The organism is Anaerobacillus alkalilacustris, from assembly GCF_001866005.1.
GTDB classification, from domain to species: domain Bacteria; phylum Bacillota; class Bacilli; order Bacillales; family Anaerobacillaceae; genus Anaerobacillus; species Anaerobacillus alkalilacustris.
On the sequence record NZ_MLQR01000004.1, the window covers coordinates 137,730 to 159,085 of the forward strand.

Here is a 21,356-nt window from a genome sequence, read left to right on the forward strand (position 1 = left end):
CGCAGAAGCACGCGGAAGCCAAAGAGCGGCTTCTGTCAAAGGCCTTCCAGTGCCTTTCGCTCGTGACCAAGGCGCTTGCGCTTTTCTTATTATCAAAATACTAATGAAAGTGGTGATAGTATGAATAAACTTTATGGTATTATTGGATATCCTATTGGTCATTCAATGTCACCTCTTATGCATAATGATGCGTTTTTACAACTTGGATTAAACGGATATTATCACGCTTTTAATGTACGAGAGGATCAATTAAAGGAAACGATTGCGGCTTTTCGTTTACTAAATGTTTCTGGTTTTAATGTAACAATTCCTCATAAAGTCAGTATAATGGAATACTTAGATGAAGTTGATGCGGAAGCAAAACAAATCGGGGCAGTAAATACGGTTGTTAATGTTGATGGGCGTCTCATTGGTTATAATACTGATGGTAAGGGATATTTAAAATCGCTTTTAGAAGTTATAGTTAAGCCTTTAGAAGAAAGTACCGTATTAGTAATAGGTGCTGGAGGAGCAGCTAGAGGAGTTGTTTCGGCATTGATGAATTATGGTGTAGCTCAACTTATGATTGCAAATCGAACGGATGAAAAAGCCACTCAAATAAAGAATGATTACGGACAAAAGAATATAGAGGTTATTTCTTTTGAAGAAGCAGAATCTAATATAGGGGTGTTCGATATTCTTATAAACACTACATCCGTTGGGATGAGCCCTAATATTGAGAATATTCCTTTGTCTGTTGAAAAGATTAAACAGAATGTAGTCTTAAGTGATTTGATTTACAATCCATTGAAAACAAGATGGTTACAGTTAGGAGAAGAAAAAGGTGCCATCATCCATAATGGTGTTGGTATGTTTGTAGAGCAGGGAGCTCTCGCATTTCAAAAATGGACAGGTTTAAATCCAGACACAAAAAAAATGAAAGAAATAGTACTGAAACAATTAGGAGGATCTTCATGTTAACAGGAAAACAAAAACGATATTTACGATCTCAAGCTCATCATTTAAATCCTATTTTCCAAGTGGGAAAGGGATGTGTAAATGAAAATATGGTACAACAAATAGAGGATGCACTTGAAGTAAGAGAATTAATAAAAGTTAGTGTTTTACAAAATTGTGAGATGGATAAAGATGAAGTAGCAAAGGAAATCTCTACTGGTGCAAAGGCTGAATTAGTACAGATTATTGGGAATACAATTGTACTTTATAAAGAATCGAAAGAAAATAAATCGATACAACTACCTTAATAAAGGGGGGAGGATCTTTGAAAAGGATAGGAATTATTGGTGGTACTTTTGATCCTCCGCATTTTGGTCATTTATTAATTGCTGAACAAGCGTTGGAAGAATGTGAGTTAGATGAGGTTTGGTTCATGCCTACTAGAATCCCACCACATAAACAAGGTAGTAATTTGTGTACTGATGAAGAACGAATAGAAATGGTCGAAAGAGCAATAGAAAGTAACCCTTCCTTTCGACTTATGTTGGTTGAATTTGAGCGACAAGGACCATCATATACGATTGATACAATAAAGGAACTAAGGAGCAGATATAAAGATCATAGTTTTTATTTTATTATTGGTGGAGACATGATTGAATATTTACCGAAGTGGAAAGATATTGATGAGCTACTTTTAATGATTACTTTTGTGGGGGTAAAACGTCCTGGTCATCCTTGTAAGTCATTATATAGTAACGATGTTATCCTTATAGAGGCGCCGCAGCTAGAAATCTCTTCAACAGAAATAAGGGAGCGGTTATTTAATGGCCGTTCAGTTCGTTATCTGCTTCCAGACTCGGTGATTTGTTATATTAAGGAGCAGGGGATATATGGAAAAGGATAAAGCATTATGTATTGTTAAAGAAAAACTTCCTAATAAACGCTATGTTCATACGTTAGGGGTATTAGAAACTGCGGTTAATTTAGCACAAAAATATGGTGTTGATCAAAAGAAGGTTGAATTAGCAGCTGTTTTTCATGATTATGCAAAATTTCGCCCGATTGATGAAATGAAACAAATCGTAGTTAATGAAAATATGGACGATGCGCTATTGCTCTATGGTGAGGAGTTATTACATGGTCCAGTAGGAGCTTATTTAGTTAAACAGGAATTTGGGATTAAGGATGAGGATATTTTAGATGCCATCCGATATCATACAACTGGTCGGCCAAATATGACATTACTTGAAAAAATCATCTATATTGCTGATTATATTGAACCTAATCGAAGTTTTAAAGGAGTAGAAGAAGTACGAGAATTAGCACAGCAGGATATAGACGCTGCACTTATTACTTCTATTTCAAATACGATAAATTTTTTAATGAAAAAAAAGCAACCTGTATTTCCAGCTACTTTGGCTGCTTATAATTATTTGATATTAAAGGAGGAATAATTTAGTATGATAGAAAATAAAATATTGGAATTGGCAGTTAAAGCTGCAGATGATAAAAAAGCCGAAAATATCGTTATACTTAATATGAAGGGAATATCTTTAATTTCGGATTACTTTTTAATTTGTCACGGAAACTCAGAAAAACAAGTTCAAGCAATTGCTACAGAAATTAAAAAGTCTGCGCAAGAGAATGACATTGAACTAAAGAGGTTGGAAGGTTATGATCAGGCACGTTGGGTATTAATTGACCTTGATGACGTTGTTGTTCACGTTTTCCATAAAGAGGAGAGAGTTTATTATAACTTAGAAAAACTTTGGGGAGATGCACCAACAATCGACTTAGAAGGGGTTCTAAAATAATGGAACTAAAGCCTGGGATTGTTGTTAAATTAAAAGTAGCACGGAAAGCAGATTTTGGTTATTTTTTAACAAATGGTCAAGATAATATGGAAGATATATTGCTACACAATAGACAAGTTACAGATGCTGTAGTAGTGGGAGATATGATAGAAGTTTTTTTATTTCATGATCACCAAGAGCGTCTATCGGCAACTATGGAAAAACCGATTATATCCCTAGGGAAATTTGATTGGCTTGAAGTTGTTTCTGTGAAGGAAAGAGATGGCGTATTTCTTTATAATGGCATAGATCGTGATTTATTTTTATCAATGGATGACCTTGGAAGCGATCGATCTTTATGGCCAAAAGTTGGTGATAAACTTCCCGTTTCTTTAACATATGATAAAAAGGGTCGTTTAATGGGGAGATTGCTAAGAGGAAAACCAGTAGAAGAAACTGCTGCCCCTGCCCCAAAATCGATCTTGAATGGAGAGGTTACAGGAACGATCTATTCTTTTGCTGAAAAAGGTGTTTTTGTGATGACTGAGGAAGGGTTTATAGCCTTTCTTCATTTTAATGAAACTGAAGAAGAGCTTCATCTTGGAAAAATTATTTCAGGACGTGTAACTTTTGTTAGAGATGATGGGAAAATCAATATATCAATGCAGCCTAAAGCCCACGAGCGAAGGTATGATGATGCAGATAAAATATACGAAATTCTCCAAAAACGTGATGGTGGTATGCCATATACAGATAAGTCTGATCCCCTTATAATTAAACAAAAATTTGATATGAGTAAAGGTTCATTTAAAAGGGCTCTTGGAAAACTCCTTAAGGAAGGAAAAATATATCAAGAAGATGGTTGGACGTATAAAAAGGAGTAAAATTGATGAGCTATGAAAAGTTTGCTTATTTATACGATGAATTAATGTCTGATGCCCCTTACGATAAGTGGGTGTCTTTCGTTATGAAAGTTATGGAAGAGTGTAATGTGAAACAAGGAAAGATTTTGGATGTTGGTTGTGGAACCGGTAATATATCAATTCCATTAAGTCAAAAAGGTTATGAGATAACAGCCGTTGACCTTTCAGAAGAGATGCTTATAGTTGCAAAAGAAAAGAGTGAAATGGCTAATACTAGTATAAAGTTTTTTCAACAAGATATGAGGGAATTAGAAGGATTAGGTTCCTTTGATACAATTATTTCATTGTGTGACTCAATTAATTATTTAAATAATGAGAAAGAAGTAGAGAAAACTTTCGAAGGTGTTTATAATCATCTTAATGATCAAGGGATTTTCATATTTGACGTTCATTCGATTTATAAAATAGAATCTGTTTTTAAAGGTAATACTTTCGCGTATAATGGGGAGCAAATTTCTTACATATGGGAATGTTTTGAAAGTGAAGAAAGTTATAGTATTGAACACGATTTATCTTTCTTTGTAGAAAATAAACAAGGGTTATATGAACGTTTCGATGAAATACATAAACAAAGGACTTATCCAGTTTCATTTTACCAAGATGCGCTTGAAAAAATAGGATTTAAGGTTATGATGATATCCGGTGATTTTTCTTTCGAAACTTTAAATGATAATGATCATCGTTGGTTTTTTGTTGCTAAAAAGTAGTCGAAATAAAGCCAACTAAGTATAAAGGTTCTATGAGAACAAAACGACACCTATATTGAAAAGAGGCTTCTCCTGAATGTTTTTGGAGGTAGCCTCTTTTCAAATGTAGGTATTTTTTTTATAATACTATGGAAACGTATATTTTATTAGAAATAGGAATTATTCAAAATCGTTTTTAACTTTCTCTAAATCCTCAAAATATTTTGCATGTGTTTGCTGAAATAACAGATCAAACATATCTCCAACTTCTTCTCTTAGAACTTTTATTCCTTCTCCCGTAACCCCACCTGGTACAGATACGCGCTCTTGTAAAGTCGGTAATGTAAAAATCCTCTTTTCTAGAAGCTTCCCCAATCCAATTACCATCTCACTGGCCAACTGTGTAGCTTCTTCTTCAGTAATCTCGGTTTGTCTCACAGCAGCATCAATAAAGGATTGGACTAAGAAACTAAAAAAAGCGGGTCCACAACTAGCTATATCTGAAGCAACACGAGTAATATTTTCATCAATGGTTACTGGTGTAGAGATATGTTTCATTAAATTATTTATCTTTTCTTTATCAATAGTTGTACAAGTAGTTCCGTAACTTACGAGTGAAGTCCCTGTTAGAGCTCGATTAGTTATACTGGGAATAACACGAGCAACTTTACAAGGAACAATGGATTGTAATTGCTCTATAGAAATCGGACTAGTAATTGATATGACAATTTTATCATCTGTTAATATTGAACGTAAATCCTTTAACAGGGGATGAAATTGCAAAGGCTTTACACATAGAAAGATTAAATTAGCTTTAGCAGCCACTTCATTAGCGGTTTCGACCACTTTTATTTCAGGAAAGTTTTCTTTGAAAAATAAAGCTTTCTTAGGTGTTCGATTCGTTATGATTAGCTGAGATGGAGTAATGGCATTTGCTTCAATAAACGCTTCAATTAAGATGCTTCCCATACTTCCCGTTCCAATAATACCGATTTTCATATGTTCCTCCCCTCCTTCCAACTTCTTACCCTTAAGTGTATGAATGATGGGGGAGGTTTATGACACGGAAGTGATTTGAAAGGATTTAATAATCAAACTGATTTGTACTTAAGGATCATAGCCCCCACCTCTAGGCGTAGCGTAGGTGGGCACTACCATTCAGGTGGAGTTGAGACTCCATCTGAATTTCCGATGTTCTAGCGAAGCTAGACTTTTCTTGAGATAAACTCTTCTACCATTTCTTTTGTTACAAGTTTTCTTAATGGATATCCATGTGATTTACTAAATTTATTTATCTCCTCTGTAACCTTATTTACTTCTACTAAAGAAAAATCTTTTTTATTCTTAGCTATTTTGATTATTTCTTCAATTTTTTCCTCACGTATCTGATCGAGTTTCCGATAATTTTTTTCTGCATTAATAAAATTGTTCATTTGTTTTTTAATTTGAAGGTGTACACTCATGTCTTTCTCTCCTTTAAAAAATAGTCTTAGGGGGTTATTTATTAATGATTAAATTAAGGCGTAATAGTGCATTTCTGCTAATAGTTTTTTCTATAGCCTTGTTTTTTAGTGTAAGCTTTATTAGAAATTTTGACAACAGTAGAGTTAGTGAGGGTAGTTTTGAGAATTTTATTGAGTATCAGGGGTTTGAAATGGAGGTTGAAAAACAAGAAGAAGAGATCAGAACAATTATAGTGGATGTCAAAGGAGCGGTTAATCAACCGAATGTCTATGAGATGTATCCAGGTGACAGGGTTATTAATGTTATTGAAAAAGCAGAAGGCTTCCATAGCGAAGCGAATGTGAATTTGATAAACCTTGCACAACTATTAGTAGATGAAATGGTCATTTATGTTCCGTTTATTGGTGAGGAAGGAGAATTGAGTTTGGTTTCAACATTGGATACTACTAATAGTACGAATGGAAAGATAAATCTTAATTACGCAACGAGTGAAGAACTCCAAGCTATTCCTGGTATTGGCCCTTCTAAAGCGTCAGCAATTATTTCTTATCGAGAAGAATTTGGTAAGTTTAATACTGTTGATGAGTTAATAAATGTTTCAGGTATTGGTCAAAAGTCGTTGGAGAAAATGATCGATTTTATTGAGGTGAAATAAGTACATGATTTGACATATAAATATAATGCGTACTTTATGGAGAGTTGCTACCGTTTAATAAACTCAAACGATATATTTTTTTGAAATTGTTAAATTAATCTGAATTTTATTGACAATTGTTTATTAATAACAGTATAATCACTTAAATGTTTTGTTGGTAAAACTTTGTACAACATAAAACATAGAGACGAAGTTTATTAAATTTTTAGGAGGAAATAAAAAATGAGTGAGAGAAATTGGAGTCTAGAGACGATAGCTGTTCATGGTGGACAAGAACCAGATAGTAATACGATGTCAAGAGCAGTACCTATTTATCAAACAACATCTTATGTATTTAGAGATACTGACCACGCTGCAAACCTTTTCTCCTTATCTGAACCAGGCAATATTTATACAAGAATTATGAATCCTACTCAAGATGTATTTGAAAAAAGAGTCGCTGAACTTGAAGGTGGGATTGCTGCTCTAGCTACATCCAGTGGACAATCTGCCATTACATTAGCAGTATTAAATATTTGCGAGAGTGGTGATGAAATTGTCGCATCAAGTTCATTATATGGAGGTACATATAATTTATTTGCCCATACTTTAAGGAAAATGGGGATTAAAGTCCATTTTGTAGATGGTACGAATCCGGAAAATTATCGAACGGCAATTAATGAAAAAACAAAACTTCTATATGGTGAAATTATTGGGAATCCTAAAGGGGATATATTAGATTTAAGATCAGTATCATCTATTGCTCATGAGAACGGCATTCCTCTAATGGTAGATGCAACGTTTTCTACACCGGCTTTATGTCGACCTATTGAGCACGGAGCAGATATCGTTGTTCATTCAGCCACGAAGTTCATTGGGGGGCATGGGACGTCAATTGGTGGAATTATTGTAGATGGTGGCAATTTTGACTGGGGTAACGGAAAGTTTCCAGGACTTTCAGAGCCGGATCCTAGCTACCATGGAATTGTATATACTGAGGCTGTTGGGAATTTAGCTTATATTATTAAAGCGCGTGTACAGTTGCTCCGTGACATTGGACCTGCTATTGCACCTTTAAACTCATTTTTGTTACTACAAGGGTTAGAAACATTACATTTACGTATGGAACGACATTGTGAGAATGCATTAAAAGTAGCTAACTTTTTAGAGGACAATTCATTAGTAGAGTGGGTAAGCTATCCAGGACTTGAAAGTCACCCTAGCTATCAACTGGGTAAATTATATTTGCCTAATGGTACAGGGGCGATTTTGACATTTGGTATAAAAGGTGGAATTGAAGAGGGGAAAAAATTTATTAATGCATTGAAATTATTCTCCCACGTTGCTAACGTAGGTGATGCAAAATCACTTGTTATTCACCCTGCAAGTACAACTCACCAACAATTAACAAGTGAGGAACAGCTTTCTGCGGGAGTGACACCTGAACTTATTCGATTTTCTATTGGTATTGAAAATGTTAATGATATTATTAACGATATTCAACAGGCGCTAGAAGCTAGTCAGAGGTAATTTGAATAAAGTTTCCCCCACCTCGAAACTTAAGAAAATCGATAAGCTTAGGTGGGGGATTAACTGCCCCTAAAGGTCCGATAAGTTGTACTAACAATCAGTAGGGGATGAAGGAACCACCCCACTGATTGTACTTCAGCTTTATTGTGTTAAAGAAAAAACTTCAAGCAGTGGAAATCAATGTACTCCTACCTGCTTGAAGTTTAGTTTTATAATTGAAATGATAATAAAAAAAAGCCATTGACGTAAGTGTCATAATTTGTCTAAACTTAAGAAAAATGTATAGAATTTAGGAGGCTTTTTAATGGCACGTATATCTTGGGATCAATATTTTATGGCGCAGAGTCATTTATTAGCTTTAAGAAGTACATGTACTCGTTTAATGGTAGGAGCAACAATCGTTCGTGATAAGCGAATTATAGCTGGTGGCTATAATGGATCTATTTCAGGTGGCGTGCATTGTATTGATGACGGTTGCTATGTAGAGAATAACCATTGTATACGAACGATACATGCAGAAATAAATGCGTTATTACAGTGTGCGAAATTTGGTGTTCCAACAGCGGGTGCAGAAATATATGTTACTCATTTTCCATGTTTAAATTGTACAAAAGCAATTATTCAAAGTGGGATAAAAACAGTATATTACGCAAAAGATTATAAAAATCATCCTTATGCCATCGAATTATTTGAAAACGCGGGTGTACATGTAGAAAATGTTGAGTTAGAAGAAATGATCTTAGATACAAAAACTTCTGAAAAAATTGCGTTTACTGCTCAGTTGCTCGCTAAATTAGAACAGGCTGGTGTGAGCCAAAAAGAAATCCAAAAATTAAAAGATGATGCAAATAATCTTTATACACCCACAAATTAATAGTAGGAGGTGTATTGTTGTTTGGTAAGGTTTATATATTAGTTATCTCAGCTATTTCAAGTATACTTATTAGAATTCAGGGCTTTCATAGTGTTTCACTTTTTTTTATGTTAGCCCTCCTTTATTTGCTTCATAAGAACAGGGATAACTATCGGTTTTTACTTTTATGTATTTTAGTATTTACATTTTTTTATTTAAACCCCTTTTATTTTCAACCGTCCCCCTCAATCCCAACTACCAAAATTATAAATGGTAGTATTGCTTCTATACCAAAGTACGATGGTAACAAAGTCTCATTTGAATTTACAGCTTCTAATCATAAAGTTCAAATTAACTACTTTGCAAAAACTAATAAAGAGAAAAGAGAGCTTGAAGAATATTTATTAGTCGGTATGACTTGCTTCTTTGAAGGGGAATATTATCAACCTCAAGAGGCTAGAAATTATTATAGTTTTAATTATAAAGAATATTTAAAACAAAAAAATATACATTTCATATACACTCCTTTCTCACTTTCTGCTGTAAATTGTGTGGAAGGTCGTCTGTCGCCATATCGTTTGCTTCAAAGATATCGCCAGAATGGAATAAATTATATAATGGAACATTTTCCTGATGGAAGTAAAGGACTTATGGTTGCCCTTATCTTTGGTGAAAGGGGAGAAATAGAACATGAACTTTTACGTTCATATCAATCATTAGGAGTTATCCACTTGTTAGCTGTTTCAGGTTTGCATGTTGGGCTAATCAGTGTGAGTCTTTATTTTCTCTTGATTCGGGTTGGTTTTACAAAGGAACGAACAATCGATTTGCTAATGATACTGTTGCCTATATATTTGGTTATTTCTGGTGCTGCTCCTTCAGTAATTAGGGCAACTGCTATGTCTATGATCGTACTACTTTCTATTAAGGGAAATATAAAAATATGTCCTTTAGATGGAATAAGCTTTATTTGTATAGGTTTATTAATAATAAATCCTTATCTTCTTCTTCATCTTGGTTTTCAACTTTCTTTCCTTACCTCATATTCTTTAATTATCTCTGCCAATACTATTTTCCCAATGTATTCTAATCGAATAATTCAACTTTTAGTTGTAACCAGTCTCGCTCAATTAGTTTCATTCCCTATTATTGTATATCATTTTTATGAAATATCACTTTGGAGTATCCCTTTAAACCTTATTTATATTCCATTCATTACCTTTTTCGCCTTACCGTTTTCTTTTATCAGTTTTTTTTCTCACCTGTTGTTCGGTTCTATTAGTGAGTTCATTATTGCGTTTTATCATTATTTAGTAACAAATGCTCACAAAGCCTTAATGTACTTGATGAATGTTCCTTATGCTACGATTACACTTGGCAAGCCTCCACTTTATGTAGTTGTTATCTATTACGTCACTATTGGGTTTAACTTGTGTACTGTTGAAAAAATGAAATCTCTTAATCATCTACTAAAAAGTTGTAGTATTTTTATTATGGTTTTGCTTTTTCATTGGCATCTACCCTATCTTTCAAATGAAGGAGAAATAACAATGATTGACGTTGGGCAAGGGGATAGCATTTACATTGAACTTCCTAGGAGAAAGGCTGTTTATATCATTGATACTGGAGGGAATGTTGAACTCAGATTTAGACCAGAATGGCAACAACGTGAAAAAATATTTGATGTTGGTCAAGATGTACTTGTCCCGTTTTTAAAAGCAAAAGGGGTAAGAAAAATAGATAAATTAATATTGTCTCACGGACATTTTGATCATATTGGTGGAGCAGAAGCTTTAATGGGTGAAGTTCCTGTCCGAAATCTCCTGTATAGTACTCGGCCAGAAACTGAATTCGAAAAAAAATTACTACAAGGTTTCGATGAAATTGGAACAAACATTACGATTGTGAAAAAAGGTGATTATTGGAAAAGGGGAATTTATGAATTTTTTATCTTGTCTGCTAATGGTGTAACTACAAACATCAACGACAGATCAATTGTTTTATTCACACGAATTGGTGGAAAGAATTGGTTGTTTACGGGGGATTTAGAAGCGGAGGGTGAAAGAAGAATGCTAGCTGAATTCCCCGAAATAAATGTAGATATATTGAAAGTTGGACACCATGGTAGTAAAACCTCAACAACAGATGCGTTATTGGAGGTTACTAATCCTAAATATGCTCTTATTTCAGTTGGGCGGAATAATCGGTACGGGCATCCAAACCAGGAAGTAATTAATCGTTTAGAAGAGAGAAATGTGAAGATTTTAAGAACGGATCAACTTGGTGCAATCCGTTACCGTTTCAAGGGTGAGGAAGGTTTCTTTGATACAAGGGTCACAAAATAGTACTAAAAAAACAAAAGATTTTTTCTGACATTGTTGTAAAGAGTTGTCACCAATATACTACACATGCATAGGATATTATAACTAATATAAAGCTTAATAAAATATTGATTATCGTCAATTAGAGGATATCCTAGGCTCCTCAAGTTGGCGTTTATCATAAATGGAGGGATTACCATTTCGGGTAATCTCTCTTTTTCACTTGTGTTTACAATATTTCTATTGTTAAAATTAATCATAAATAACAAGTTTTCGTAAAGTGATTAGTAGGAATGGAAAACAAAACTACAGTCACTTTTAAAAAAGAGAGGTTATAAAATTAATGAGTTTTTTACAAGTACAAAAAAAAATTAAATCAGGAAACTTTTCACCTATTTATTTATTATACGGAACAGAAGTATTTTTAATTGAAGAAATAATCCATAGTATTATTAATAAAGTGTTAACAGAGGATGAATATGACTTTAATTTATCTACATATGAACTAAAGGAAACGCCTATCTCATTGGCTATTGAAGAAGCATTAACTATTCCATTTATGGGTTCTTATCGTGTGGTCATTGTAAAAGATCCTCAATTTTTAACGGGAAAAGATCAAACAAAAGTAGAGCATGATTTAAAAGCTTTTGAATCCTATATTTTAAATCCTGTTCCTGAAACGATTTTTGTGGTAGTCGCCCCTTATGAAAAATTAGATGAACGAAAAAAAATTGTTAAGCTTTTAAAGAAGGAAGCAGAGGTAGTTGCTGCTCTTCCGTTTAATGAGCAAGAAATGGATAAATGGTTGGAGAATAGAGTGAAAAAATATGAAGTAGCTATAAGTGTACCTGCTAAAGAACTATTAACGCAATTATTAGGAAACCGCTTAGTTATGATTGCCAGGGAAATTGAAAAGTTATCTCTATTCGTGGGGAGGGGCGGAACAATTGATGAAACAACCGTTCAACAATTGGTTTCAAAAACTGTCGAACAAGATGTGTTCACTCTTGTAGATCATGTTGTTCACCGTAGGAAGCAAGAAGCACTGCAAGTATTTTATGAATTAATAAAACAAAAAGAAGAACCGATAAAAATATTATCTTTACTAGCAAGACAATTTCGGATTCTTTATCAAGTTAAAGAGCTTTCTAAAAGAGGGTACTCTCAACAAAATATTGCTGGGACACTTAAGTTACACCCTTATGTAGTAAAATTGGCTAACCAACAAGGCAAATTGTTTTCAGAAAAGCAATTATTAAAATTTATTGATGAATTAGCTGAAACGGATTATAAAATCAAAACAGGGAAAATTGAAAAGCAGCTTGCATTAGAGTTATTCATTATTCAAGCTGTTTCTGGAGTTTAAAGGGCTAAGTTCTTAACGTTGTTTAGTGCAATGCTATTACTAAGTTTACCGTCAAAAATCACGAAAATAATTTAGCCTATAATGAACAAAAGGGCTTACTGGTGTCAGACTCCTCTTTGGAAGGAGTTTGGCACCAGTAGCCCTTTTTTCTTTTTATACAATAGGAATGATTATTATGCTGTAATCTCGTTTAATTTCTTCGCTAGGCGAGATTTTTGACGAGATGCCGCATTTTTATGAATTAAACCTTTTGTTGCAGCTTTATCAAGCTTTTTGGTTGCAACCAAGAACGCTTCTTTAGCTCCTTCAACTTCTTTACTTTCTACTTTTGTTTCGAAAGTTTTGATAGCTGTACGAAGTGCAGATTTAACTGAAGCATTTTGCGCACGACGCTTTTCGCTTGTTTTTACGCGTTTGATAGCTGATTTAATATTTGGCATTCCTTTCACCTCCTTGATGCAACCGTGTAATTGCGAATATATAAGTACAACACATTGCATTGTAACAAAACTCTGGAGTAAATGCAATAGGAAATGAAAAGGAGAATAGCAAGATACACTGCTGGGAATAATTTGAATACAAAAACGTATAAAGAAGGTGTTATGATGAGTGGCGATATAAATTTAGAAAAATATAATATTCGAACAGATTTAGCTCTTGAAGCTCATGAATTAGTTCAGGAAATGGAAGCGAAAAAAGAGCAGAACCAAAGACAGACAATTAATGGTGTGATTATAAAAGAAAGAGATGAAGAAGGGGTACATATATCAACTGTTGAAATAACAGAAGAAGGAGCGAAAAGGCTAGGGAAAAAGGCTGGTAGCTACTTAACGTTTGAGATGCAAGGGATAAGAAATAAAGATACAGAATTACAAGAAACCGTTGAACGAGTATTTGCTAAAGAATTTAATTTGTTTTTAAAACATTTAGGTATTAAAGAAGATGCAAGTTGTTTAGTTGTAGGGTTGGGAAATTGGAATGTTACTCCAGATGCATTGGGACCGATTGCTGTTGAAAATTTATTAATTACAAAACATATCTTTGAATTACAACCAGAGCAAATATCCGAGGGCTTTCGACCTGTAAGTGCCATTACTCCAGGGGTGATGGGGATTACAGGCATTGAAACAAGTGACATTATCCATGGTGTCATTGAAAAAACAAAACCAGACTTCGTTATTGCTATTGACGCTTTAGCGGCTCGTTCAATTGAACGAGTAAACGCGACTATCCAAGTTTCAGATTCGGGGATTCATCCTGGTTCTGGAGTAGGAAATAAGCGAAAAGAACTAAGTAAAGAAACGTTAGGAATACCCGTTATAGCTGTAGGAATTCCAACAGTTGTTGATGCAGTATCTATAACAAGTGATACGATTGATTTTGTTTTAAAACATTTCGGAAGAGAAATGCGCGAAGGGAATAAACCCTCTCGTTCTTTAACACCAGCAGGGATGACTTTTGGGGAAAAAAGAGTGCTGACTGATGAGGATATGCCCGAGTTACAGACGCGAAAAAATATTCTTGGTATGATTGGTGGCCTTGAAGAAGAAGAAAAACGTCAGCTAATTAAAGAGGTCCTTTCGCCAATTGGGCATAATTTGATGGTTACTCCTAAGGAAGTAGATGTATTTATTGAAGATATGGCGAATGTTTTAGCTGCAGGATTAAATGCAGCACTTCATGGTGAAGTAGATCAAGACAACGTCGGAATGTATACACATTAAGATCAATTTTAAATGGTGAGAGTTATATTTATTTTTTAACATTATGATATAACTAATGATTGGTTAAAAGAATTAGAAAAGAAAACGTGAAGATCCTTAAATTATTTGTTCTACCCTTTCAATACATGGCATATCAATAATGTAGACAGGCTATGAAAGGGTGAGATAATGTCTTCTAGAAATTTTAGAGGATTTACGTTTAAGGTAAATAGGACAAGTCTGAAGCGAATAACTGTATTAGTCATTGTTGGTATAATGGCATTATTTATTGTAACAGGGATGCTTACTGCGTTTGAACCAGGATATGGATTATCATCTTCAACAGTTCATGCATGGAGCTCCTATGTTTCTAGTGAAGCATTAGTGCATATGATGGGAACTGAAAATCCATATTTTACTCAAGCATTACCGGAAGACAGTCAACCACCAAACTTTTCTAGCTTAGCTTTTGAATTAGCTACTAGCCTAAATCCTGATGACCCCAGGAGTTTATTGGGAAGAGAGTTACCGGGATTTGCCTTGTTCGATGGTAAAATTATTGTAGCAGGTGAACATACGGATTATACGAATATGCCAATTGAATCAGCACCACCAATGGAAGTGATGATGGCAGAACGAGAAGTTTCACAAGAAAATATTGAAAAAATGGACAAGTTAGATGAAGAATCCCCATCAAATGTAACTACAGGTGGAAAAAAAGTTGTCCATATCATCCATTCACATAGTAGAGAGTCATTTTTGCCGGAATTAAAAGACACAAATGTACCAAATCAAGCATTTCACTCAACGGTTAATATTACGTTAGTCGGGGAAAGGTTAGGGCGAGAATTAGAAAAAAGAGGAATCGGTGTTGAGGTTGATAAGAGTGATATAGGAGCAATACTTAGTAATCGTGGATGGGTATATGGTCAATCCTATGACGCATCGAGAGAGATTGTGAAAGAAGCAATTAGTAATAATAATGATTTAGAATTTTTCTTTGATGTGCATCGTGATGCACAACCAAGGGATATTACAACAGTTACTATTAACGGAGTGGAATATGCAAGAACTCTATTTATTGTAGGAGAAAATAATAAGAATTATGAAAAAAATCTGAAGTTAGCAACCGAACTACATGAATTATTAGATAAAAGGTATCCTGGTTTAAGTAGAGGGGTTATTTTAAAACCTGCTTCGGGAGCTAATGGTAGATATAATCAAGATTTATCACCAAATTCCATTTTAGTTGAAGTTGGTGGCGTGGATAATACACTTGAAGAGGGTTATCGATCTGCAGAAGCTTTTGCGAAAGTATTTAGCGAATTTTACTGGGATGCTGAAAAAGTAAATAAATAGGATAAACTAAACCAAATATTTAATATAAGGTGGTGTAAACAGTGACGAAATTTTTGTTGAAATGCTTTTTTATTACGACTGTCCTTTTTGGTGGAGTACTAGTAGGAATTCAAATTGCTAGTAACAATATGGTACAAATGACAGGTGACAGTAAATACTCAACTTCGAATTTTATAAAAAAGAGTGATATTAACGAAACTCCTACTGTTTATACCGACCTAACAACGGAAAAGGTAACTAGCCATGATTTAGAAAGTAAACAAGAAAAATTAGAACAAATACAGACGTTCAATCTTTTTTCTCAAATGGGTGTAATGTTATCAGACATTCTTAATAAGCTTTTTTCAAGCATTTTGTCGCAGCTAACTGCTGCAATAGCGAATGTTTTAAATTAGTAGGACTGCTCAAGTAGCAGTCTTTTTCAGCTTTTTCATGTTTTTGAAGTAGCTTAAATTGAATAATATATATGTCAAAATGTTTATCTAGAAGAAGTATCTAAATCCTCAAAATATTACACAATAATAAATTTGATTGAAACAAAATGCTGCTATTGATATAATTTATCCTAGTGTATATCAGTATGTAATGAAACTGATGAAATAATTTTTAAAACGGTTTTGAAATAAAAGCAAGAACTTCAGTGACTTAAGGCGAGAAACAGAAGCCTTGCGCTTTTCTATTTGGGAGTGATTAACGAATGAATAAAGAAGAACGATTAAAACGAAGAGAGAAAATCCGTAATTTTTCAATTATTGCTCATATAGATCATGGTAAATCTACGTTGGCCGATCGTATCCTTGAAAAAACGAGTGCATTAACACAACGTGAAATGAAAGACCAAATGCTAGACGCAATGGACTTAGAGAGAGAACGGGGTATTACAATTAAATTAAATGCAGTTCAGTTAAGTTACAAAGCGAAAAATGGGGAAGACTATATTTTCCATCTCATTGATACCCCAGGTCACGTTGACTTTACGTATGAAGTTTCGCGAAGTTTAGCAGCTTGTGAAGGTGCGTTACTAATTGTTGATGCGGCTCAAGGAATTGAAGCACAAACTCTTGCTAACGTATACTTAGCTCTTGATAATGACTTAGAAATTTTACCCGTCATTAATAAAATAGATTTACCAAGTGCAGAGCCAGAGAGAGTTAAACAAGAAGTTGAAGATATTATTGGCTTAGATACATCTGATGCAGTACTCGCTTCTGCTAAAAATGGGATTGGTATTGAAGAAATTTTAGAGCAAGTAGTAGAGAAGGTTCCTGCGCCAAGTGGTGATCCTGAAGCACCTTTAAAAGCTTTAATTTTTGATTCGTTGTATGACCCATACCGAGGTGTCATCGTATATATTCGAATTGTTGAAGGAACGGTTAAGACAGGACAAAAAATTCGAATGATGGCGACAGGTGCTGAGTTTGAAGTAATTGAAACAGGTGTGTTTACTCCAAAACCTGTAAAACAAAAAGAACTTACAGTTGGAGATGTTGGATTTTTAACTGCTTCGATTAAAAATGTTAGTGATACCCGTGTGGGGGATACAATTACGAGCGTCACTAATTCTGCGAATGAACCGTTGGCAGGTTATCGAAAAATGAATCCGATGGTGTTTTGTGGTTTGTATCCGTTAGACACGAATGATTATAATGATTTAAGGGATGCTCTTGAGAAACTCGAGTTAAACGATGCATCTTTACAGTATGAACCCGAAACTTCTCAAGCTTTGGGCTTTGGTTTCCGTTGTGGTTTCTTAGGCTTATTACACATGGAAATTATTCAAGAACGTATTGAAAGAGAGTTTAATATCGATATTATCACTACAGCACCAAGTGTTATTTATAAAGTAACGCTTACTAATGAGGAAGAATTAAGGATTGATAATCCTTCAAAAATGCCAGACCCACAAATTATTGAGTTTATTGAAGAGCCGTATGTGAAGGCTTCTGTCATGGTTCCTAATGATTATGTAGGGGCAGTTATGGAAATTTGTCAAAAGAAGCGTGGTAATTATCTAGATATGAAATATTTAGATGCAAACCGTGTGACACTTACGTATGAAATCCCACTGTCAGAAATTGTATATGATTTCTTTGACCAATTAAAATCAAGTACAAAAGGGTATGCTTCTTTTGACTACGAACTAATTGGTTATAAACAATCGAAATTAGTGAAAATGGATATTCTGTTAAATGCTGAAAGAGTAGATGCTTTATCGGTAATTGTTCACCGTGATTCAGCTTATGAGCGAGGGAAAGTAATTGTAGAAAAGCTGAAAGAATTAATTCCACGTCAGCAATTTGAAGTTCCAGTTCAGGCGAGTATTGGGCAAAAAATTATTGCAAGATCGACGATTAAAGCTATTCGTAAGAATGTATTGGCCAAATGTTATGGTGGTGATATATCTCGTAAACGTAAGCTTCTAGATAAACAAAAAGAAGGGAAAAAACGTATGAAGAGTGTTGGAAGTGTTGAAGTTCCACAAGAAGCATTTATGGCTGTTCTTCGTATGGATGAAAATAAGTAATAAATTTTGATTAACCGTAGAAGTTACAGTTCTACGGTTTTTCTTCGCAATGAATTTAAATTGTGAATTTCTTTGAAAATAAATGATCGTATGATCTACTATCCTAAATTCCATAAAAAAGAGGTTGATCCAATGTTTAGTCCGAAAGCGGTGTACGTTCATATTCCTTTTTGTGAACAGATCTGCCATTATTGTGATTTTAACAAAGTCTTTTTAAAGGGGCAGCCAGTTGATGACTATATCGCGGCTTGTGAAACCGAGATGAAAGAAACAGTAAAACAATTTCCTTATAAAGAAATACAATCGATTTATGTAGGTGGAGGGACTCCAACATCTTTATCAGTTATTCAATTAGAAAGGTTATTAAAAGCTATAAACAATGTTTATAAACCATGTGAAGATGTTGAATATACTATTGAAGTTAACCCGAGTAATATGGTAGAAGAAAAGCTAGCGGTGATAAGGGAAGCTGGTATAAATCGATTAAGTATTGGTGTACAGGCCTTCCAAGAAGAATTACTTAGACGTATTGGCAGGAATCATGTTGAAAAAGATATTTATGACACAATAGATAAAGCTAGAACATTAGGATTCGAAAATATTTCTATAGATTTAATGTTTGGATTACCAGGTCAAACTGTTTCGATGTTCAAAGAGACCTTAATAAAGGCTATACAATTAAATATTCCGCATTTTTCTGCGTATTCCTTAAAGGTTGAAGAGAAAACAGTTTTTCATCAATTACAAAGAAAAGGGAAGCTTCATTTACCAGCAGAAGATGAAGAGGTAGAGATGTATGAATTATTAATGAACGTGCTTTTAGAACATGGATATGACCAGTACGAAATCAGTAACTTTAGTAAAAGTAATTATGAGAGTAAGCATAATTTAACGTATTGGAATAACGAAGAATATTATGGTATTGGAGCAGGAGCCCATGGGTATGTAGGGGGAGTTAGACATTCTAATGTTGGACCTATTAAAAAATATATATCGTTAATTGAAGCAATGGGACGTTCTGCCAACGAGCAACATTTCGTAACTACTGAAGAGAAGATTGAAGAAGAAATGTTTTTAGGGTTAAGAAAATTAGAAGGTGTATCTATTGAACGTTTTGTTAATAAGTATGGAAAATCTCCTTTTGATTTTTTTGGAAAAGAGATTAAACAACTTCAAACTCAAGGTTTGGTTGAAATTGTTAATGGACAAGTTAGATTGACTAGAAATGGACTTTTTGTAGCTAACGAGGTTTTTGAGAAATTTTTATTTTAGTGCGGAATTTCATGAACTATATCGAGTTGAATTTGTCTTTTTCAACTCGATATAGTTTGCTGGGGTGTCAAATAAGTCTAATGAAATTCATAGTTTGGAAATAGTAAAATAACAAAATCACTAAAGACCAAACTTTTCTCGGTATATTCTATATTTAAAAGCTAACTTACTCTGAACCGTTGACAAAGAATATAGATTTTTGGTAATTTATTATTAGTATTTAGCACTCGTCAACCAAGAGTGCTAACAGGGGTGATAAATAAATGTTAACAGAACGTCAATTATTAATTCTAAAAGCAATTATTGATGATTATATCCGTTCTGCGGAACCAGTGGGTTCTAGGAGTGTATCTAAAAGAGATGATATTTCATATAGTCCGGCAACCATACGTAATGAAATGGCTGATTTGGAGGAACTTGGTTTTTTGGAGAAGCCGCATAGTTCTGCGGGTAGAATTCCTTCACAAAAAGGTTATCGTTATTACGTAGATCACTTGTTATCACCTCAATTACTTTCAAAGTCAGAAATTAAAGACATTAAAACAATTTTTGCTCAAAAAATTCATGAAGTTGAGCAAGTTATTGAACAGTCAGCTCAAATCTTGTCGAATTTAACAAGTTACACTTCTATCGTGTTAGGGCCTGAAGTCTTTGAAACAACTTTACAGCATTTACAAATAATCCCATTAACTCAAGATACTGGTGTTGCCATTATTGTTACTAATACTGGCCACGTTGAGAAACAAGCAATTTCATTACCGGAAGGAATGAAACTTTCAGATATTGAAATGATGGTGAATATTTTAAATGAAAGACTAAAAGGTGTTTCAATGCTTGAACTTAGAGGAAAGATCTTCTCCGAAGTTGGAATTGTTTTGAAAATGCATATTAGCAACTATAAAGATATGATGAAAATGTTAGAACAGTCATTTAAACAGGAGAAAAACGATCAAATTTTCTTTGGTGGTAAGACGAACATTTTTTCTCAACCTGAATTTCGTGATGTAGAAAAAGTACGTCAACTTCTTGAAATGTTTGAGGAAAAACAACTTATTCATAAAATATTCCGATCAGATAGTTCAGGGATTACTGTGAAAATTGGCCAAGAAAATAACCATGAAGCAATAGATCATTGTAGTATTATCACAGCAACCTATACTGTAGACGGGAAACATTTAGGTACAATAGGGATATTAGGGCCAACGAGAATGGAGTATCGACGTACTATAGGGGTTTTAGATTATATATCTAAAGGAATGACAAATACTTTAACTAGTCTGTATCAAAGAAATAAGTAATGGAAATATTGACAAATAGCAGAAAAATATATATTCTGCCTGTTGGTAGTCATTTTATTCCAAGAAAATAGTATAGTTTTACTTTGTTAGGGAGGTGAAAGAGTTGGATAGAGCAGAACAAGAATTGGAACCACAAACAAAAGAAGATGTAGTAGAAGAAGTTGAAAATGATAATGATACTCAACAAGGCGACGATCTAAAAGATGAAGAAGATGTAAATTTATCCGAAGAAGAATTGAGGATTCAAGACCTTGAAACTCAGGTAAAAGATTTAAATGATCGTTTGCTTCGTGTTCAAGCGGATTATGATAACTTCCGTCGAAGAACAAGACAAGAGAAGGAAGCAGCTGCCAAATATAGATCGCAAAGTTTGCTAGAAGAATTGATTCCTGCCATCGATAACTTTGATCGTGCATTAGGAGTTAACGCTGAAAGTGATGAAGCTAAATCTATACAACAAGGTATGGAAATGGTATATCGTCAATTGACTGAGGCTTTAAAAAATGAGGGATTAGAGGTAATTGAGGCAGTTGGTCAAGACTTTGATCCACATTATCATCAAGCAGTAATGCAAGTTGAAAGTGAAGATTATCAACCTAATGTAGTCGTTGAAGAATTACAAAAGGGTTATAAACTTAAAGATCGTGTTATTCGACCTTCAATGGTAAAAGTTAGTCAATAATGTCTAGATAAA

General features: G+C 34.1%; 22 protein-coding genes. 19 read left to right on the forward strand and 3 right to left on the reverse strand.

The features are described 5' to 3' along the window. Positions 1–120 precede the first annotated feature (120 nt). The 7 genes from aroE to BKP37_RS05360 are packed head-to-tail and all read left to right on the forward strand — an operon-like array spanning position 121 to position 4,359. Entirely contained in the window at positions 121–960 is an 840-nt protein-coding gene (gene aroE / locus BKP37_RS05330; RefSeq protein WP_071308647.1) for a shikimate dehydrogenase, read from the forward strand. After that, on the forward strand, positions 954–1,244 hold the full coding sequence (gene yhbY / locus BKP37_RS05335; RefSeq protein ID WP_071308648.1) for a ribosome assembly RNA-binding protein YhbY: 291 nt from the start codon (positions 954–956) through the stop codon (positions 1,242–1,244). The genes aroE and yhbY overlap by 7 nt, the downstream gene beginning before the upstream one ends. A 17-nt stretch (positions 1,245–1,261) precedes the next feature. Next, positions 1,262–1,840, forward strand: coding sequence for a nicotinate-nucleotide adenylyltransferase (locus tag BKP37_RS05340; RefSeq protein ID WP_071308649.1), 579 nt, complete (start codon positions 1,262–1,264; stop codon positions 1,838–1,840). After that, complete coding sequence (yqeK, locus tag BKP37_RS05345; RefSeq protein WP_071308650.1) at positions 1,827–2,390, forward strand: bis(5'-nucleosyl)-tetraphosphatase (symmetrical) YqeK; 564 nt, start codon at positions 1,827–1,829, stop codon at positions 2,388–2,390. The genes BKP37_RS05340 and yqeK overlap by 14 nt, the downstream gene beginning before the upstream one ends. A gap of 6 nt (positions 2,391–2,396) precedes the next feature. Beyond that, complete coding sequence (rsfS, locus tag BKP37_RS05350; RefSeq protein ID WP_071308651.1) at positions 2,397–2,750, forward strand: ribosome silencing factor; 354 nt, start codon at positions 2,397–2,399, stop codon at positions 2,748–2,750. Next, positions 2,750–3,613 (forward strand): CvfB family protein, encoded by an 864-nt coding sequence (locus BKP37_RS05355; protein WP_071308652.1) that lies wholly within the window; start codon positions 2,750–2,752, stop codon positions 3,611–3,613. The genes rsfS and BKP37_RS05355 overlap by 1 nt, the downstream gene beginning before the upstream one ends. 5 nt (positions 3,614–3,618) lie before the next feature. Next, a complete protein-coding gene (locus BKP37_RS05360) occupies positions 3,619–4,359 on the forward strand; it encodes a class I SAM-dependent DNA methyltransferase (RefSeq protein ID WP_071308653.1) in 741 nt (246 codons plus the stop codon). A gap of 159 nt (positions 4,360–4,518) precedes the next feature. Here the strand turns inward: BKP37_RS05360 and comER are convergent, their stop codons facing one another. Further along, entirely contained in the window at positions 4,519–5,337 is an 819-nt protein-coding gene (gene comER, locus BKP37_RS05365; RefSeq protein ID WP_071308654.1) for a late competence protein ComER, read from the reverse strand. 206 nt (positions 5,338–5,543) lie between these two features. Beyond that, the gene (locus BKP37_RS05370; RefSeq protein ID WP_071308655.1) at positions 5,544–5,801 is read right to left on the reverse strand and encodes a DUF2533 family protein; all 258 of its coding nucleotides are present in this window, start codon (positions 5,799–5,801) and stop codon (positions 5,544–5,546) included. Between the two features lie 191 nt (positions 5,802–5,992). On the opposite strand from BKP37_RS05370, the gene BKP37_RS05375 reads away from it, so the two are divergent. The 5 genes from BKP37_RS05375 to holA all read left to right on the forward strand — a co-directional run bounded on the left by BKP37_RS05375 (position 5,993) and on the right by holA (position 12,506). Continuing rightward, positions 5,993–6,457: a helix-hairpin-helix domain-containing protein gene (locus BKP37_RS05375; protein ID WP_169823083.1), complete on the forward strand. Its 465-nt coding sequence runs from the start codon at positions 5,993–5,995 to the stop codon at positions 6,455–6,457. A 222-nt stretch (positions 6,458–6,679) separates the two neighbouring features. Next, entirely contained in the window at positions 6,680–7,966 is a 1,287-nt protein-coding gene (locus BKP37_RS05380; RefSeq protein WP_071308657.1) for a homocysteine synthase, read from the forward strand. Positions 7,967–8,270: 304 nt separating this feature from the next. Continuing rightward, positions 8,271–8,840 (forward strand): ComE operon protein 2, encoded by a 570-nt coding sequence (locus BKP37_RS05385; protein ID WP_071308658.1) that lies wholly within the window; start codon positions 8,271–8,273, stop codon positions 8,838–8,840. 17 nt (positions 8,841–8,857) lie between these two features. After that, entirely contained in the window at positions 8,858–11,164 is a 2,307-nt protein-coding gene (locus BKP37_RS05390; protein WP_084034560.1) for a DNA internalization-related competence protein ComEC/Rec2, read from the forward strand. Positions 11,165–11,483: 319 nt separating this feature from the next. Continuing rightward, positions 11,484–12,506, forward strand: coding sequence for a DNA polymerase III subunit delta (gene holA, locus BKP37_RS05395; protein ID WP_071308659.1), 1,023 nt, complete (start codon positions 11,484–11,486; stop codon positions 12,504–12,506). A gap of 173 nt (positions 12,507–12,679) precedes the next feature. On the opposite strand, the gene rpsT is transcribed toward holA, so the two are convergent. After that, positions 12,680–12,946: a 30S ribosomal protein S20 gene (gene rpsT / locus BKP37_RS05400; protein WP_071308660.1), complete on the reverse strand. Its 267-nt coding sequence runs from the start codon at positions 12,944–12,946 to the stop codon at positions 12,680–12,682. Between the two features lie 165 nt (positions 12,947–13,111). Between rpsT and gpr the strand changes: the two genes are divergently transcribed. From gpr to grpE, 7 genes are all read left to right on the forward strand, one after another. After that, positions 13,112–14,230 carry a GPR endopeptidase gene (gpr, locus tag BKP37_RS05405; RefSeq protein ID WP_071308764.1) on the forward strand — a complete coding sequence of 373 codons (1,119 nt, stop codon included), beginning with the start codon at positions 13,112–13,114 and terminating at the stop codon, positions 14,228–14,230. A 168-nt stretch (positions 14,231–14,398) separates the two neighbouring features. Continuing rightward, on the forward strand, positions 14,399–15,568 hold the full coding sequence (gene spoIIP / locus BKP37_RS05410) for a stage II sporulation protein P (RefSeq protein ID WP_071308661.1): 1,170 nt from the start codon (positions 14,399–14,401) through the stop codon (positions 15,566–15,568). A 41-nt stretch (positions 15,569–15,609) separates the two neighbouring features. Beyond that, positions 15,610–15,963 carry a DUF3679 domain-containing protein gene (locus BKP37_RS05415; protein ID WP_071308662.1) on the forward strand — a complete coding sequence of 118 codons (354 nt, stop codon included), beginning with the start codon at positions 15,610–15,612 and terminating at the stop codon, positions 15,961–15,963. Between the two features lie 302 nt (positions 15,964–16,265). Continuing rightward, positions 16,266–18,092, forward strand: coding sequence for a translation elongation factor 4 (gene lepA / locus BKP37_RS05420; RefSeq protein WP_071308663.1), 1,827 nt, complete (start codon positions 16,266–16,268; stop codon positions 18,090–18,092). Positions 18,093–18,224: 132 nt separating this feature from the next. Next, positions 18,225–19,364: a radical SAM family heme chaperone HemW gene (hemW, locus tag BKP37_RS05425; RefSeq protein ID WP_071308664.1), complete on the forward strand. Its 1,140-nt coding sequence runs from the start codon at positions 18,225–18,227 to the stop codon at positions 19,362–19,364. 263 nt (positions 19,365–19,627) lie between these two features. After that, complete coding sequence (gene hrcA / locus BKP37_RS05430) at positions 19,628–20,662, forward strand: heat-inducible transcriptional repressor HrcA (RefSeq protein WP_071308665.1); 1,035 nt, start codon at positions 19,628–19,630, stop codon at positions 20,660–20,662. 103 nt (positions 20,663–20,765) lie between these two features. Continuing rightward, positions 20,766–21,344: a nucleotide exchange factor GrpE gene (grpE, locus tag BKP37_RS05435; RefSeq protein WP_139193068.1), complete on the forward strand. Its 579-nt coding sequence runs from the start codon at positions 20,766–20,768 to the stop codon at positions 21,342–21,344. Positions 21,345–21,356 lie beyond the last annotated feature (12 nt).